This window comes from Pseudomonas sp. Sample_22 (assembly GCF_004307635.1).
Lineage (GTDB): Bacteria > Pseudomonadota > Gammaproteobacteria > Pseudomonadales > Pseudomonadaceae > Aquipseudomonas.
The window spans coordinates 1-13,729 of the sequence record NZ_RCNY01000047.1; the positions used below are offsets into that span (position 1 = coordinate 1).

Consider the following 13,729-nt stretch of genomic DNA (forward strand, 5'->3'; position numbering starts at 1 on the left):
CATCACGTGGCCGAGGCCGACTGGCTCTGGTATAACCTCGCCACCCCGCCGCGCCTGGGCCTTGCCGCCCCGGTCAAAACCTTGCTCGAACGCGCGGCCGCCGTATTGAACGCAGGAGAGTCGTCATGACCCGCACCATCATGTGCCGCAAGTACAAAGAAGAACTGCCAGGCCTGGAACGCGCCCCGTTCCCGGGCGCCAAAGGCCAGGACATTTTTGACCACGTCTCGGCCAAGGCCTGGGCCGACTGGCAAAAACACCAGACCCTGCTGATCAACGAAAAACGCCTGAACATGATGAACGCCGAAGACCGCAAATATCTGCAGGGCGAGATGGACAAGTTCTTTTCCGGCGAGGAATACGCCAAGGCCGAAGGCTACGTGCCGCCGGCCGAATAACCCACGAATTTCGTAAGCGACGGAATTAATTTAAGAAATTTTAAAAAAGTCGTTGACGTAAATCCGAAAAACCCTTTTAATGCGCCCCGTTGCCCAGATAGCTCAGTCGGTAGAGCAGGGGATTGAAAATCCCCGTGTCGGCGGTTCGATTCCGTCTCTGGGCACCAAATACCGAAAACCCTGAATCGCAAGATTCAGGGTTTTTTTATGCCTGCGGTTTGATGAGGCTCAATCCCGGAGCATCGAAAGGCAAGGCGCCCCTCCCCTCCCGCGCCTATCAATTTTTTGTTCGCAATACCGCACTAGCTCTCGCCATTCCAATGGAAGACCAGGTTACGAGCGGCACCGCTGCCGACATCCGCAACATCACGTCGCACCTCGCCGTTGCGTGTGGCGATGACGTTGTACTTCCCGGCTGGCAATTGCACATACACCAGTGGTCCGGCGTCGTGCAGTGTCAGTACGGTTTGCCCCTGGGCCTTCTCTATGACCACATCCACATCGGGAATGTATTTGTTCTCCGCCCCGATCGCGAAGGTCATGTGCAGGTTATAGCCAGTCGTTTGCTGGATAGCCTTTGCCTCATCCTCGCCAATCCCACCGGACAGATAGGTGATGCCATTTTGTTCCTGCCGCTGAACCTGAACGCCGGAGCTGTCGACGGGCTCAAGACTTGCGGCGGGCGCCATTGCAGGAAACAGCAGCATGCCGATGGCGGCGAGGGGCAACATGAATGAATGGAGGATTTTCATGATGACGACTCCCGGGCTCTGAAAAGCCCAATCGTTACCTGAATTTTGATCTCCCGCACATTGGTGATGTTTTAGATCGATTGGTACTTGTGCTGACTACGAAACGTACTACGTGATTTGCTCAGCAGGCTTGCTCTTCCGTCAGATCGATCCTGCTTGCGGCCCCGGCGATTCCTTCCGATATCTCAGCCGTGCCCTGCATCTTCGACCCAAGCTCTCTTGCCATCCTCTTTTGCCTGATCAATCAGCCGCAGAAGACCTCATGAACGACCTCAGAACCGAAGACACAAAAGACCCGCAACTCGCTTCGCTTGTCGGCAATCTTGGCGAACTGATACGCCAGGCGCGCCAGAAGGTGCTGCGGGCCGTCGACACCATTCAAGTGCAAACCTGTTGGCAGATTGGTCGGCATATTGTCGAATTCGAGCAGGAGGGTGCTCGGCGGGCAGGTTATGGCAAGCGCTTGCTTGCTACATTGGCTCACGCTCTTACCACCGATTATGGAAAAGGTTTTGACGAGCGCAACCTGCGATATATGCGGGATTTTTATCAAACATTCCCAATTTGGAACGCAGTGCGTTCCGAATTGAGCTGGACTCATTACCGGCGACTATTGAGAGTCGACAGCGAAAGCGCCCGACTGTGGTACATGAACGAGTCCGCCACTCAAAACTGGTCAAGTCGAGCACTGGAACGCCAGATAAACACACTTTACTACGAGCGCCTGCTTGCAAGCCGCGATCGCGCCCCCGTGATGCTGGAGGCAGCCACCCATATTCAGCAAATGAAGGCCAGCCCTCGGGAGTTCATTCGTGACCCGGTGGTGCTGGAGTTTCTTGGCCTGCCCCATGCCGGCAAGCTTCAGGAAAGCGAAATCGAACAGGCACTAATAGAACAACTGCAAGGTTTCCTGTTGGAGCTGGGCAAAGGTTTCGCCTTCATCGCCCGCCAGCAACGCATCAGCACTGACAGCAAGGACTTCTTCATCGACCTGGTGTTCTACAACTACCTGCTCAAATGCTTTGTCATATTCGATATCAAGCGGGGCGAGCTCACACACCAGGATGTCGGCCAGATGGACATGTATGTACGCATGTACGACGACCTCAAACGTGGAGCAGAAGATGGTCCCACCGTCGGCATCATCTTATGTGCGCAGAAAGATGAATCGGTGGTTCGTTATTCGGTTCTGGAAGGTCACGAACAACTTTTTGCCAGCAAGTACCAGTTGATATTGCCGAGCGAGGAAGAACTGCGTGCAGAGCTTGATCGAGAGCGCGCACGACTTGACGAGCGACTCGATCAGACACCGTGATGGCTCTCATGGATTGTTCATCCGCAGCTTGAAGACTATCGTTGGCATCTCCCCGCAAAGGTCCAGCGCCCATGAATTTGCAGGACATGCCCCCTCTGGCCCCCGTTCAAATCGAGCTGCCATTGGTAACTGACGCCGTTGCCGAGCCCTTCGAGCAACCCGCAGAAGACGGATTCATCATCGGCGGTTTCACCTGGCGGCACGCTGCCCCCGATAGCTCTCGCCCGGTGGTCATCATCAATGCGGCCACCTCGGTACGCTGCCGGCACTACTCGCGCTTCGCCGACTACCTGTTCGCCAATGGCCTGGATGTGATCACCTATGATTACCGCGGTATAGGTGAATCACGCCCGCCGTCACTAAAAGGGTTTCAGGCTTCATGGACTGACTGGGGTGCACTGGATTTCGAGGCGATGCTACGGCGCGCAAAGCGCGAGTTTCCGAATCAGCCCATCGATGTGGTGGGCCACAGCTTTGGAGGCTGTGCAGCAGGACTGGGGGCCTCCGGAAATGCGATCCGGCGCCTGGTGACGGTCGGTGCGCAGTTCGCCTACTGGCGCGACTATGCACCGGCCCATCGCTGGCGGATGTTTGGTAAATGGCATGTGCTGATGCCACTGCTGACGATGATCTTCGGTTACTTTCCCGGCAAACGCCTTGGCTGGCTGGAAGACACGCCTGCCGGTGTCGTCCGTGACTGGAGCTTCTCCACTGCACGTTACGAAAAACGCTTCAGCGGCAGCGTCATCCACGCAACCGCCGGTCGCCTGCCCTTTGCTGGCGTGACCGCGCAAACCCTCGCCATCAGCATCTGCGACGATCCCTACGGCACGATCCCGGCCATCGAGCGCCTGCTCGGTTACTTCACCGGCAGCACAAACACCCACTTGCGCATCGCCCCGCAAGACATCGGCGAAACAGAAGTTGGACATTTCGCCTTTTTTCGCAGCGCATACCAAGCCACACTATGGCCCATCGCATTGTCGTGGCTGCAAAACGGCGAGCTGCCCCCCGACACACCCGGGCGGACGGTGCCACGCAGCAATCCTACTTAACGCATACGGAACAACCTCCATGGCCTCCGCCAACAAGCAGCAAAAACGCGCCTCCCGCGCCAAGGCCAAGGCCAAGCAGAACCGCACCCAACGCGCTGCCGCGCCGGTCGAACTGGACCCGAACGATGACCGTATCGACTTCGAGTCGGTCGACCTGACTGAACTGTTCAAGAAAATGATCGACGCCGAGAAAGTCAGCCAGCAAGCCATGTGTGTAGCTTTCCTCGAAGACCCGTTGCTGGAACTGGTCTACGAACAGGAAGGCGAAGAAGGCGCGATGGACTTCATCCTGGCGGCGCTGATCGAGTATCGCCAATGGTCCACCGAAACCGACGAAGCCGGCGCCTTGGCGTGGATCGAATCGCCGGCCTTCCAGGCCGACTACGTGGCAGCCTCCGATGCTATCGCCGCGCAAACCCAACAGAAACCGAACTGAGCTCCCATGGCCTCCCTGAACAAGCAACAGAAACGCGCCAAGCGCGCAAAAGCCAAAGCCAAGCAAATCCGCATGGTCGGCAGAAAACCCGCGAACCTGGACGATGATCTCGGCCACCTCGCCGAGCCGATCCCGGAATACACCTTGGCGATGTTCAGCAAGATGCGCGATGCGGAAGCCATCAGCCGCAGTGAAATGCTCTCGGTTTTGCTGACCAACCTGGCCTTCATCATCATCGACCATCCAGAACTGCTGGACATGGAAAACGCCGAAGACGAAGGCATGGCCGCGACTCACCTGGCCGCCGACATGCTGATCGATTACCGCATGTGGGCCGACGGCATGGACCGCGAAACCGCCCAGGCCTGGCTGAGCGAGCCGCAATTCATCACCGACTTCGGCGATGCCTTGGACATCTACAGCCGGTCGCTGGAAGCATCGGAAGAAAAAGCCGAATAACTACCGGGTTTCGGCAAAAAAAACGGCCGCTTGTCTCCACTGACAGCGGCCGTTTTTTGTGAAGCGGCCAGTCAGAATGATCAGAGACCTCACTCACCACCCGCTTTGTATATCCCATTGACATATCCACAAAAAAATCTACTCTTTGGAGTACACCCCACAATGGCGGAGGAGGCAAAAATGGAACAGACCACCCTTTTCATGAGCAATCGCAGCCAGGCCGTTCGCCTTCCCAAAGCCGTAGCCATGCCAAGCGACGTAAAACGCGTCAACGTAATCGCCATCGGCCGATCCCGCCTCATTACCCCCGCCGAAGAAACATGGGATAGCTGGTTCGACGGGGATAGCGTGAGTGCTGACTTCATGCCTGATCGCGACCAACCCACCGATCAGGAGCGCGAGTCGTTCTGATGATCAAATACATGCTCGACACCAACATCTGCATATTCACCATCAAGAACAAACCGCAAATCGTCAGAGAGGCCTTCAACCGCCATGACGGGCAGCTATGCATCAGTGCTGTCACCCTCATGGAGTTGATCTACGGCGCCGAAAAGTCAGCAGCACCAGAAAAGAACCTTACCGTCATCGAGGGTTTGGCAGCCCGCCTTGAGGTCCTGCCTTTCGACAATGAAGCGGCCGCGCATACCGGAATGATTCGATCCGAGCTGGCGAAGGCTGGAACACCCATCGGCCCATACGACCAAATGATCGCCGGCCACGCGCGCTCACGTGGGTTCATCGTAGTCACGAACAACCTGCGGGAATTTGAACGGGTTCCTGGGTTACGCGTAGAGGACTGGGTGCATCCCCGTTGAATTTAATGAAGACATAAAAAAAACGGCCGCTTGTCATCACTGACAGCGGCCGTTTTTTTGCGTCATGCGCTACGAATCAGTTGAGTACCACCGCACCCGCCTTCTGCAGCTTGCGACGGCGAGCCACCAGCAAACCGGAAGCCACTACCAAAACACTGAGCAGGCCCGTCGCGAGGATTTCCACACGGTGGGCGTCCTGGAACAACATGATGGTCAGGGCCGCGACGATGAAGACGATCACCGCGTAGGTCAGGCCCGGGAACAGCCACATGCTGAAGACGATTTTTTCACCGCGAGCCATGCGCTGCTTGCGTATACGCAGTTGCGAGATCGCGATCACCAGGTACACCAGCAGTGCAATGGCACCGGAGCTGGCCAGCAGGAATTCGAACACCGCAGCCGGTGCCACGTAGTTGGCGAACGTGGCCAGGAATGCCGCGCCCGTGGACAACATCACCGCCCAGTAAGGCGTGCCGCTTTTGTTGGTGCGGGTGGAAACGGCTGGTGCATCGCCGCGCTTGCCCAGGGAAAACAACATGCGCGAAGAGGTGTAGAGCGCCGAGTTCAGGCAACTGGTCACAGCAACCAGTACCACGATGTCGACGATCATCTTGGCGTTCGGGATGCCCATGCGCTCAAGCACGGTCTGGTAGGAGCCCAGGCTTGCCAGTACAGGGTCGTTCCATGGCACCAGGGCCACAACGATGAAGATCGATACCAGATAGAACAAGCCGATCCGCCAGATCACCGAATTGGTGGCCTTGGAGATTTGCTTGCCAGGGTTTTTCGACTCCGCGGCCGCGATGGTCACGATCTCGGTGCCCATGAAGGAGAACATGGTGGTCAGGATCGCGCCCAACACCGCACCCATGCCGTTTGGCAGGAAACCCTGGGTATCGAACAGGTGCGAAACGCCGCTGACCTGGCTGTTCGGCAAGAAGCCGAAGATTGCCGCTACGCCGAGAATGATGAAGCCGATGATCGCCAGGACTTTGATCAGGGCGAACCAGAACTCGAACTCACCATAGTTCTTCACACTGAACAGGTTGGTCACGGTCAGCAGCATGGTGATCACAAGAGCGAAGGCCCAGATGTCCACACCCGGGAACCAGGCATGCAAAATGGTTGCAGCGGCGTTGGCCTCCAGCGGGATCACCAGAACCCAGAACCACCAGTACAACCAGCCGATGGTGAAACCGGCCCAGTGACCGATCGCCCGATCGGCATAAGTCGAGAAGGAGCCAGTGTCCGGCGAGGCAACAGCCATTTCACCGAGCATGCGCATCACCAACACCACCAGCATGCCAGCGGCGGCATAGGCCAACAGCACGGCAGGGCCTGCAGCAGCGATAGCATGACCCGAGCCCACGAACAGGCCGGCGCCGATAACCCCGGCGATCGACAGCATGGTCACGTGACGCGGTTTAAGCCCCTGTTCGAGGCCGTTAGAGCTTTGGGTACTGCTCATTGAAACTACCTTTGTAAGGAAAAGCGAATGCGTGCAGCTCCCGAAAATTCTCTCTTGTAAAAAGAAACAAACGGGGCGTTCCGGAATCTGCACGCAATAATTGCGCCAAAATATTTCAAAACCTTCTAATCCGGCGATCTCATCCTGACCGGACAGTCTTCGCAAGTCATTGAGATTAATGGCAATTTGCCAGAACGTTACCCTGCGACCCACTTTCAGGAACGCATCAAGGCAACAGAAACACACTTCAAAAACGCTCAGCGCACAATAAAAGTGCGTTTGGCCGGTTAGCGCTTCCCACCCCCTGCCAAAGCTGGCAACATCGCGCCCTTTTTGTGAAAGCCGCTGGGTTTTTGAATTGAAACTCAGGTTCAAACGGCTGTTCGGTTGTTGATGGGGCGACAGTCTGCTGTGCCGATGCGACAACCTGCCACATGCCACCCGTTTACTGCCCCCAGCGCTGTTGGCTGCCTTGGAAACGCTATGCTAGCTTGGCCGCCTCGCCAGGAAGGCCACCAACAGCAGGAGCGAAACACATAATGAGGAACGCACATGGCTGAGGCCACGCCCGCGCTTGAAATTCGCAACTTGCACAAACGCTACGGCTCGCTTGAGGTGCTCAAAGGTATCTCGCTGACCGCTCGCGACGGCGATGTGATCTCGATCCTCGGCTCCTCCGGCTCCGGCAAGTCCACGTTCCTGCGCTGCATCAACCTGCTGGAAAACCCGCACCAGGGCCAGATCCTGGTGGCCGGCGAAGAGCTCAAGCTCAAAGCCGCGAAAAACGGCGAACTGGTGGCCGCCGACGGCAATCAGATCAATCGTCTGCGCAGCGAGATTGGTTTTGTGTTTCAGAACTTTAATCTGTGGCCGCACATGAGCGTGCTCGACAACATCATCGAAGCCCCGCGCCGCGTGCTCGGCCAGAGCAAGGCCGAAGCCATCGAAGTGGCCGAAGCCCTGCTGGCCAAGGTCGGTATCGCCGACAAGCGCCATGCCTACCCGGCGCAACTGTCCGGTGGCCAGCAACAACGCGCGGCCATCGCCCGCACCCTGGCCATGCAACCCAAAGTCATCCTGTTCGACGAGCCGACCTCCGCGCTTGACCCGGAAATGGTCCAGGAAGTACTTAATGTCATCCGCGCACTGGCCGAAGAAGGCCGCACCATGCTGCTCGTGACCCACGAAATGGGCTTCGCCCGTCAGGTCTCCAGCGAAGTGGTGTTCCTCCACCAGGGCCTGGTAGAAGAGCAAGGATCGCCACAGCAGGTGTTTGAAAACCCGCTTTCGGCGCGCTGCAAACAATTCATGTCCAGCAACCGCTAACGGAGCTACCCACATGCAGAACTTCAAAAAGGTCTTCCTGGCTGCCGCCGTCACCCTCGCGTTCAGCGCCGGTGCCATGGCCGAAACCCTGAAGATGGGCATCGAAGCGGCTTACCCGCCGTTCAACAATAAAGATGCCAGTGGCAATGTCGTCGGCTTCGACAAAGAGATCGGCGACGCCCTGTGCGCCAAGATGAAAGTCGAGTGCACCGTTGTCACCTCCGACTGGGACGGCATCATTCCGGCCCTGAACGCCAAGAAGTTCGACTTCCTGATCTCCTCGATGTCGATCACCGACGAGCGCAAGCAAGCGGTGGACTTCACCGACCCGTACTACTCCAACAAACTGCAATTCATCGCGCCGAAAAACGTCGATTTCAAAACCGACAAGGCTGCGCTGAAGGGCAAAATCATCGGCGCACAACGCGCAACCCTCGCCGGCACCTTCCTCGAAGACAATTATGGTGACGACATCACCATCAAGCTCTACGACACTCAGGAAAACGCCTACCTCGACCTGACTTCCGGTCGTCTGGACGGCATCCTCGCCGACAAATACGTCAACTACGAGTGGCTGAAAAGCGACGCCGGCAAATCCTATGAATTCAAGGGTGACCCGGTAGAAGAAAGCGACAAGATCGGTATTGCCGTACGTAAAGGCGACCCGATCCGCGAGAAGCTCAACGTCGCGCTGAAAGAAATCGTTGCTGACGGTACCTACAAGAAGATCAACGACAAGTACTTCCCGTTCAGCATCTATTGATACTGACCTGCCGGACCGACGCCGCCTTATGACGGCGCCGGTTCTTGGCATTGCCTGCCGCGATTTGAAAAGAAATCCATGATTATCGACCTCTACGGATTCGGCCCGGCGCTCGCCGCTGGCGCGCTGATGACTGTGAAACTGGCACTCTCGGCCCTGTGCCTTGGGCTGGTGCTCGGTCTGCTCGGTGCCTTGGCCAAGACTTCCCCGTACAAGCCTCTGCAATGGCTTGGCGGCACTTACTCGACCCTGGTTCGCGGCATCCCGGAATTGCTCTGGGTGTTGCTGATCTACTTCGGCACGGTCAATTTGATGCGTGCCCTGGGTGAGTTTTTCGGCAACCCCGACCTTGAACTCAACGCCTTCGCCGCCGGCGTGATTGCGCTGGGCCTGTGCTTCGGTGCCTACGCCACCGAGGTATTTCGCGGCGCGATCCTCGCCATCCCCAAAGGCCATCGTGAAGCCGGCGTGGCATTGGGCCTGTCGAAGTGGCGCATTTTCACCAAGTTGATCATGCCGCAGATGTGGCGCATCGCCCTGCCCGGCCTGGGCAACCTGTTCATGATCCTGATGAAAGACACCGCGCTGGTTTCGGTGATCGGCCTGGAAGAAATCATGCGTCACGCGCAAATCGGCGTGACCGTCTCCAAACAACCGTTCACCTTCTATATGGTCGCCGCGTTCATGTATCTGGGCCTGACCGTTCTGGCCATGACTGGCATGTACTTCCTGGAAAAACGCGCCGCTCGCGGCTTCGCGAGGAGCACCCAATGAACTGGGAAGTGATCATCAAGTGGCTGCCGAAACTGGCTCAAGGCGCTACCCTGACCCTGGAACTGGTGGCCATCGCAGTGATCGCCGGCCTGCTGCTGGCGATTCCGCTGGGCATCGCCCGCTCTTCACGTTTGTGGTGGGTGCGGGCGTTTCCCTACGGTTACATCTTCTTTTTCCGGGGTACGCCGCTACTGGTTCAATTGTTCCTGGTCTACTACGGCCTGGCGCAGTTCGATGTGATCCGAAACAGCTCGATGTGGCCGTACCTGCGCGATCCGTTCTGGTGCGCCACCGCGACCATGACCTTGCACACCGCTGCCTACATCGCCGAGATCCTGCGCGGCGCCATTCAGGCGATTCCACCGGGCGAGATTGAAGCCGCGCGAGCGCTGGGCATGTCCAAGACCAAGGCGCTGATCTACATCATCCTGCCGCGCGCGGCGCGTATCGGCCTGCCGGCCTACAGCAACGAAGTGATTCTGATGCTCAAGGCCAGCGCCCTGGCCAGCACCGTGACCTTGCTCGAACTGACCGGCATGGCGCGAACCATCATCGCCCGGACCTACTTGCCGGTGGAGATCTTCTTTGCCGCCGGCATGTTCTACCTGTTGATGGCTTATGTGCTGGTACGCGGCTTCAAGCTGCTGGAGCGCTGGTTGCGCGTCGATGCCTGCCAGGGACGTTGATTCACAAGTATTGACGGGCGAGGCCTTGCTCGCCCGTTTCATGCGCCTGGATGCGTTTCTGATAGAACATCAGGCGCTTTGGAAGCCTCGACCGTTCACACATCTTCAGCTGCCGTGGGAAACGTCCCACCCGGAACTGGCAGCCTGGCTACGCGGGCGGTCATTGGAAGATGCGGAACACGCTCACAACCAACCAGCCCTTCTGAACGCGCCGGAACCCTTTGCATCATTGGCGGCAATGTCTGTTGCACTCAGTGCCGTGGGTGAACTGCCCGCCCATACTCTCGCCACAGCGGGTCATCGATTGAATGTCGACGTACCGGGACGCAAGTGGCAACAAATCGAAGCCTTCGCCAGCCGCTTGCAATTCGCCGATGCTCCCGGGCATTGGCTGGATTGGTGCTCGGGCAAAGGGCATCTTGGACGCCGATTGTTGCAAGCAGGCCAACAGCTGACCTGCCTGGAATATGACCCGACGCTGGTTGCCAGCGGCCAGGCCCTCAGTCAACGGCATCAATTGCATGCGTTGCATGTTGAACAAGACGTGCTCGACGTGACTGCGGCCTCGATGTTGGGCTCTGAGCACACACCCGTTGCCCTGCACGCTTGCGGTGATCTGCATGTGCGTTTGATTCGGCTGGCCAGTGCCTCTGGCTGCAGGCAGCTCGCAATCGCTCCTTGCTGTTACAACCGGACAAGCCTGGTTGATTACGCCCCCATGTCCTCTGCCGCCCAACGCTGCGGCCTGCAACTGTCGCTCGACGATCTCGCGCTGCCCATGAGCGAAACCGTCACCGCTGGCGCTCGCGTTCGACGTCAGCGCGACCTGTCCATGGCCCGACGCCTGGGGTTCGATCTGCTGCAACGGGAACTGCGGGGCATCGACGAGTATCTGCCAACCCCCTCCCTGCCCACCGCCTGGCTGGACAAATCCTTCGCCGATTACTGCCATCATTTGGCCGAACTCAAAGAGTTATCCACAATCGTCCCGCAAGACTGGTCGGCACGTGAAGCCGCTGGCTGGCAACGACTGGCGCACGTGCGCAATCTGGAGCTACTGCGCGGGCTGTTCCGACGCCCCCTGGAAATGTGGCTGGTTCTGGATCGAGCGCTGTTCCTTGTTGAACAGGGATACTCGGTTCGCCTCGGAACCTTCTGCGAAAGCCCGCTCACACCCCGAAATCTACTGTTACTGGCAAACTCCCATAAAACGCGAGAGCCTGTGGATAACTCTGTTGATGAAATTATCGTGGATCCAATATTTACAGCTGTTTCAGGGGTGAAACCAATCTGTTCAGTTTTCGTACAGCCCAATAAAAAACCCGAAAAACAGGCATTTGCGAACAGATGAGAACGAATCCACAAATCCTCATCAAATCCCGTGCATCTGAAATTCCGTTGTGCATAAGCATTCAATCAAAAGGACATAACTGCCAGAATTGGGTCGGCATGGGCAGAATATGCAGAAGCTGACTCGCCTTCGAGAAATGCGAATCAGCCGGCATGGACAGGGGAATTTGAGCGGCACCAGCGGCTGTCTACCAACTCCGTCAGATACGACGTTTCTCAAGGCCCGATGACGACTCGGGCGTGTCAGAAATCAGCAACAGAGGCTTGCGCAAAAATAGTCAGAATTCAGGGGTTTACAGAACCTGCCCAATCGCTATAATCGTCGCCCTGACACGCCGGTATAGCTCAGATGGTAGAGCAACTGACTTGTAATCAGTAGGTCCCGGGTTCGATTCCTGGTGCCGGCACCATACAAAACAAAGCCCTCGTAGCAATACGAGGGCTTTGTTGTTTCTGGCGTTTACCAGTCAGAGCTTAGTGACCCGCGCTCTGCCCGCCATCGACGTGGAGGATTTCGCCAGTGACGAACTTGGCGTTGTCCAGGTACACGACGGCTTGGGAAATGTCATCGATTTCGCCCATGTGCCCGACCGGGTGCAGCGCGCCCAGGGCGGCGTGGGTTTCTTCGCCGTGCATTGGGGTCTTGATGATGCCAGGGCTGACCGCGTTTACCCGGATACCGCGTTTTGCGTACTCGATGGCCAGGGATTTGGTCGCGGCGTTCAAGCCACCTTTGGTCAACGATGCCAGTACCGATGGCACGCCGTCGATGGCGTGGTCCACCAGGCTGGTGGTGATGTTGACGATGTGGCCGCTACCCTGTTTCTCCATCTCGTTGATGGCCAGCTGGGTGATGTAGAAGAAACCGTTGAGGTTCACCGACAGCACGTTGGCGTAGTCTTCAGCGGTGTACGCGGTGAATGGCTTGGCGACGAAGATGCCCGCGTTGTTGACCAGGGTGTCGACGCGGCCGAAACGGGCGACTGCTTCACTGATTACGCGCTGGGCGGTTTGCGGTTCGCCGATGTCGCCGGCCACGGTGAGAATGTCCGGATCGGTCGAAGGTTTGATCGAACGCGAGGTGGCGACGACTTGATAACCGAGTTCACGGAAAGCCTTGACCATGCCATCGCCCAGACCTTGGGATGCGCCAGTGATTACGACAACTTTTTTCGAATTGCTCATGATAAATACCTCTAACTAAAGTGGGGTTTGAAATTTGATGAATCAGGCTTCGGCAGATGCCTTGGCCATTTGTCTCAACATCTGTTCGTAGTACTCGACCGATTGCGAACCGGACACCAGGTGCCGACCGTTCAACACCATGGCAGGAACCGAATTGATGCCGTGCTGTTGGTAAAACGTCTCCAGTTCACGCACCTGGGCAGCAAATTCGCCGGATGCCAACACCTGGCGTGCGCGCTCCTCGTCCAACCCGGCTTCACCTGCCAGGCGCACCAGCGTCGACTGGTCACTCGGATTCGCGCCTTCGCTGAAGTAGGCACGCAACAGGATCTTCTTCAGTGCCACCTGGCGTCCTTCTTCCAGCGCCCAGAGCAGCAGGCGGTGAGCGTCGAAGGTGTTGTAGAAGTGCGTACGTTTTTCCAGGTCGAACTTGAAGCCGATGGCATTGCCGCGCTCGATCTGCATCGCTTTGCCATTGGCGACGTCCTGAGCGGTACGTCCGTACTTGCGCATCAAGTGCTCGACGGCTTTTTCGCCTTCGGGTGGCATGCTCGGGTTGAGCTCGAAAGGCTTGTAAGTCAGCTCGACCGACACCTCACCCGCTACGTTCTCGATCGCCTGCTCCAGCGCCGTCGCGCCCAGAGCGCACCATGGGCACACCACATCGGAGACGAAATCGATGGTGACCGACGGCGTCATGACTGCCCCTCTTCCGCCAGCTGCTTGCGGTACTGAGTGGTGGTGATCCCGGCGTAGCCCCAGTTATCGGTATCGACTTCCTCGATCACGATATGGGTCAGGTCAGGGCGTTTGTTGAGCACGCGCTCCAGTGTTTCAGTGATCTCGGCAATCACCTGAGCTTTCTGCTCAGTGGTAACGCCATCGCGGGTGATGCGTACGCTTACGAAAGGCATGAGGGAAACTCCAGTGACCTTCCCGTCGGG

Annotated in this window: 16 protein-coding genes, 2 tRNA genes and 2 pseudogenes; 15 read left to right on the forward strand and 5 right to left on the reverse strand. The window is 57.5% G+C overall.

Annotated features, from left to right (window positions below):
- The 3 genes and pseudogenes from D8U73_RS11085 to D8U73_RS11095 form a co-directional block, all read left to right on the forward strand.
- Positions 1-129 (forward strand): annotated as a pseudogene (locus D8U73_RS11085) (A/G-specific adenine glycosylase); the annotation flags it as partial.
- A complete protein-coding gene (locus tag D8U73_RS11090; RefSeq protein ID WP_130904474.1) occupies positions 126-398 on the forward strand; it encodes an oxidative damage protection protein in 273 nt (90 codons plus the stop codon). The pseudogene D8U73_RS11085 and the gene D8U73_RS11090, both read left to right, overlap by 4 nt.
- Before the next feature lie 91 nt (positions 399-489).
- A tRNA-Phe gene (locus D8U73_RS11095) sits at positions 490-565 on the forward strand.
- A 135-nt stretch (positions 566-700) separates the two neighbouring features.
- On the opposite strand, the gene D8U73_RS11100 is transcribed toward D8U73_RS11095, so the two are convergent.
- Positions 701-1,150 carry a hypothetical protein gene (locus D8U73_RS11100; RefSeq protein ID WP_056852191.1) on the reverse strand — a complete coding sequence of 150 codons (450 nt, stop codon included), beginning with the start codon at positions 1,148-1,150 and terminating at the stop codon, positions 701-703.
- A gap of 262 nt (positions 1,151-1,412) precedes the next feature.
- Between D8U73_RS11100 and D8U73_RS11105 the strand changes: the two genes are divergently transcribed.
- The 6 genes from D8U73_RS11105 (at position 1,413) to vapC (ending at position 5,233) form a co-directional block, all read left to right on the forward strand.
- Entirely contained in the window at positions 1,413-2,465 is a 1,053-nt protein-coding gene (locus tag D8U73_RS11105; RefSeq protein WP_130904475.1) for a PDDEXK nuclease domain-containing protein, read from the forward strand.
- A gap of 71 nt (positions 2,466-2,536) precedes the next feature.
- The gene (locus D8U73_RS11110; protein WP_056852189.1) at positions 2,537-3,520 is read left to right on the forward strand and encodes an alpha/beta fold hydrolase; all 984 of its coding nucleotides are present in this window, start codon (positions 2,537-2,539) and stop codon (positions 3,518-3,520) included.
- 19 nt (positions 3,521-3,539) lie between these two features.
- Positions 3,540-3,956 carry a hypothetical protein gene (locus D8U73_RS11115; RefSeq protein ID WP_056852188.1) on the forward strand — a complete coding sequence of 139 codons (417 nt, stop codon included), beginning with the start codon at positions 3,540-3,542 and terminating at the stop codon, positions 3,954-3,956.
- A gap of 6 nt (positions 3,957-3,962) precedes the next feature.
- The gene (locus tag D8U73_RS11120) at positions 3,963-4,415 is read left to right on the forward strand and encodes a hypothetical protein (protein WP_130904476.1); all 453 of its coding nucleotides are present in this window, start codon (positions 3,963-3,965) and stop codon (positions 4,413-4,415) included.
- 180 nt (positions 4,416-4,595) lie between these two features.
- Positions 4,596-4,826 carry a type II toxin-antitoxin system VapB family antitoxin gene (vapB, locus tag D8U73_RS11125; protein ID WP_130904477.1) on the forward strand — a complete coding sequence of 77 codons (231 nt, stop codon included), beginning with the start codon at positions 4,596-4,598 and terminating at the stop codon, positions 4,824-4,826.
- Positions 4,826-5,233: a tRNA(fMet)-specific endonuclease VapC gene (gene vapC / locus D8U73_RS11130; protein WP_056852186.1), complete on the forward strand. Its 408-nt coding sequence runs from the start codon at positions 4,826-4,828 to the stop codon at positions 5,231-5,233. Before vapB ends, vapC begins: the two co-directional genes overlap by 1 nt.
- 76 nt (positions 5,234-5,309) lie before the next feature.
- Here the strand turns inward: vapC and gabP are convergent, their stop codons facing one another.
- Positions 5,310-6,701 (reverse strand): GABA permease, encoded by a 1,392-nt coding sequence (gene gabP / locus D8U73_RS11135; protein ID WP_130904478.1) that lies wholly within the window; start codon positions 6,699-6,701, stop codon positions 5,310-5,312.
- A gap of 552 nt (positions 6,702-7,253) precedes the next feature.
- Here gabP and D8U73_RS11140 point away from each other — a divergent pair.
- The 6 genes and pseudogenes from D8U73_RS11140 (at position 7,254) to D8U73_RS11165 (ending at position 12,010) form a co-directional block, all read left to right on the forward strand.
- Positions 7,254-8,027 (forward strand): ABC transporter ATP-binding protein, encoded by a 774-nt coding sequence (locus D8U73_RS11140; protein WP_130904479.1) that lies wholly within the window; start codon positions 7,254-7,256, stop codon positions 8,025-8,027.
- A gap of 13 nt (positions 8,028-8,040) precedes the next feature.
- Positions 8,041-8,790 (forward strand): ABC transporter substrate-binding protein, encoded by a 750-nt coding sequence (locus D8U73_RS11145; RefSeq protein ID WP_056852184.1) that lies wholly within the window; start codon positions 8,041-8,043, stop codon positions 8,788-8,790.
- A gap of 78 nt (positions 8,791-8,868) precedes the next feature.
- A complete protein-coding gene (locus tag D8U73_RS11150; protein ID WP_056852183.1) occupies positions 8,869-9,564 on the forward strand; it encodes an ABC transporter permease in 696 nt (231 codons plus the stop codon).
- The gene (locus tag D8U73_RS11155; protein WP_056852182.1) at positions 9,561-10,250 is read left to right on the forward strand and encodes an ABC transporter permease; all 690 of its coding nucleotides are present in this window, start codon (positions 9,561-9,563) and stop codon (positions 10,248-10,250) included. Before D8U73_RS11150 ends, D8U73_RS11155 begins: the two co-directional genes overlap by 4 nt.
- Positions 10,231-11,448: pseudogene (locus tag D8U73_RS11160) on the forward strand (methyltransferase); the annotation flags it as partial. The gene D8U73_RS11155 and the pseudogene D8U73_RS11160, both read left to right, overlap by 20 nt.
- A 486-nt stretch (positions 11,449-11,934) precedes the next feature.
- A tRNA-Thr gene (locus D8U73_RS11165) sits at positions 11,935-12,010 on the forward strand.
- A gap of 64 nt (positions 12,011-12,074) precedes the next feature.
- Here the strand turns inward: D8U73_RS11165 and D8U73_RS11170 are convergent.
- From D8U73_RS11170 to D8U73_RS11180, 3 genes are read right to left on the reverse strand one after another with little or no spacing between them, the layout of a single operon-like run.
- A complete protein-coding gene (locus D8U73_RS11170; RefSeq protein WP_130904481.1) occupies positions 12,075-12,785 on the reverse strand; it encodes an SDR family oxidoreductase in 711 nt (236 codons plus the stop codon).
- A gap of 42 nt (positions 12,786-12,827) precedes the next feature.
- Positions 12,828-13,484: a DsbA family oxidoreductase gene (locus D8U73_RS11175; RefSeq protein ID WP_130904482.1), complete on the reverse strand. Its 657-nt coding sequence runs from the start codon at positions 13,482-13,484 to the stop codon at positions 12,828-12,830.
- Positions 13,481-13,699, reverse strand: coding sequence for a 4-oxalocrotonate tautomerase family protein (locus tag D8U73_RS11180; RefSeq protein ID WP_056852134.1), 219 nt, complete (start codon positions 13,697-13,699; stop codon positions 13,481-13,483). Before D8U73_RS11180 ends, D8U73_RS11175 begins: the two co-directional genes overlap by 4 nt.
- Positions 13,700-13,729: the final 30 nt, after the last annotated feature.

Coding starts and splice junctions, on each gene's coding strand:
- D8U73_RS11090 (WP_130904474.1), top strand. CDS start 126: ATGACCCGCACCATCATGTGCCGCAAGTACAAAGAAGAACTGCCAGGC.
- D8U73_RS11100 (WP_056852191.1), bottom strand. CDS start 1,150: ATGAAAATCCTCCATTCATTCATGTTGCCCCTCGCCGCCATCGGCATG.
- D8U73_RS11105 (WP_130904475.1), top strand. CDS start 1,413: ATGAACGACCTCAGAACCGAAGACACAAAAGACCCGCAACTCGCTTCG.
- D8U73_RS11110 (WP_056852189.1), top strand. CDS start 2,537: ATGAATTTGCAGGACATGCCCCCTCTGGCCCCCGTTCAAATCGAGCTG.
- D8U73_RS11115 (WP_056852188.1), top strand. CDS start 3,540: ATGGCCTCCGCCAACAAGCAGCAAAAACGCGCCTCCCGCGCCAAGGCC.
- D8U73_RS11120 (WP_130904476.1), top strand. CDS start 3,963: ATGGCCTCCCTGAACAAGCAACAGAAACGCGCCAAGCGCGCAAAAGCC.
- vapB (WP_130904477.1), top strand. CDS start 4,596: ATGGAACAGACCACCCTTTTCATGAGCAATCGCAGCCAGGCCGTTCGC.
- vapC (WP_056852186.1), top strand. CDS start 4,826: ATGATCAAATACATGCTCGACACCAACATCTGCATATTCACCATCAAG.
- gabP (WP_130904478.1), bottom strand. CDS start 6,701: ATGAGCAGTACCCAAAGCTCTAACGGCCTCGAACAGGGGCTTAAACCG.
- D8U73_RS11140 (WP_130904479.1), top strand. CDS start 7,254: ATGGCTGAGGCCACGCCCGCGCTTGAAATTCGCAACTTGCACAAACGC.
- D8U73_RS11145 (WP_056852184.1), top strand. CDS start 8,041: ATGCAGAACTTCAAAAAGGTCTTCCTGGCTGCCGCCGTCACCCTCGCG.
- D8U73_RS11150 (WP_056852183.1), top strand. CDS start 8,869: ATGATTATCGACCTCTACGGATTCGGCCCGGCGCTCGCCGCTGGCGCG.
- D8U73_RS11155 (WP_056852182.1), top strand. CDS start 9,561: ATGAACTGGGAAGTGATCATCAAGTGGCTGCCGAAACTGGCTCAAGGC.
- D8U73_RS11170 (WP_130904481.1), bottom strand. CDS start 12,785: ATGAGCAATTCGAAAAAAGTTGTCGTAATCACTGGCGCATCCCAAGGT.
- D8U73_RS11175 (WP_130904482.1), bottom strand. CDS start 13,484: ATGACGCCGTCGGTCACCATCGATTTCGTCTCCGATGTGGTGTGCCCA.
- D8U73_RS11180 (WP_056852134.1), bottom strand. CDS start 13,699: ATGCCTTTCGTAAGCGTACGCATCACCCGCGATGGCGTTACCACTGAG.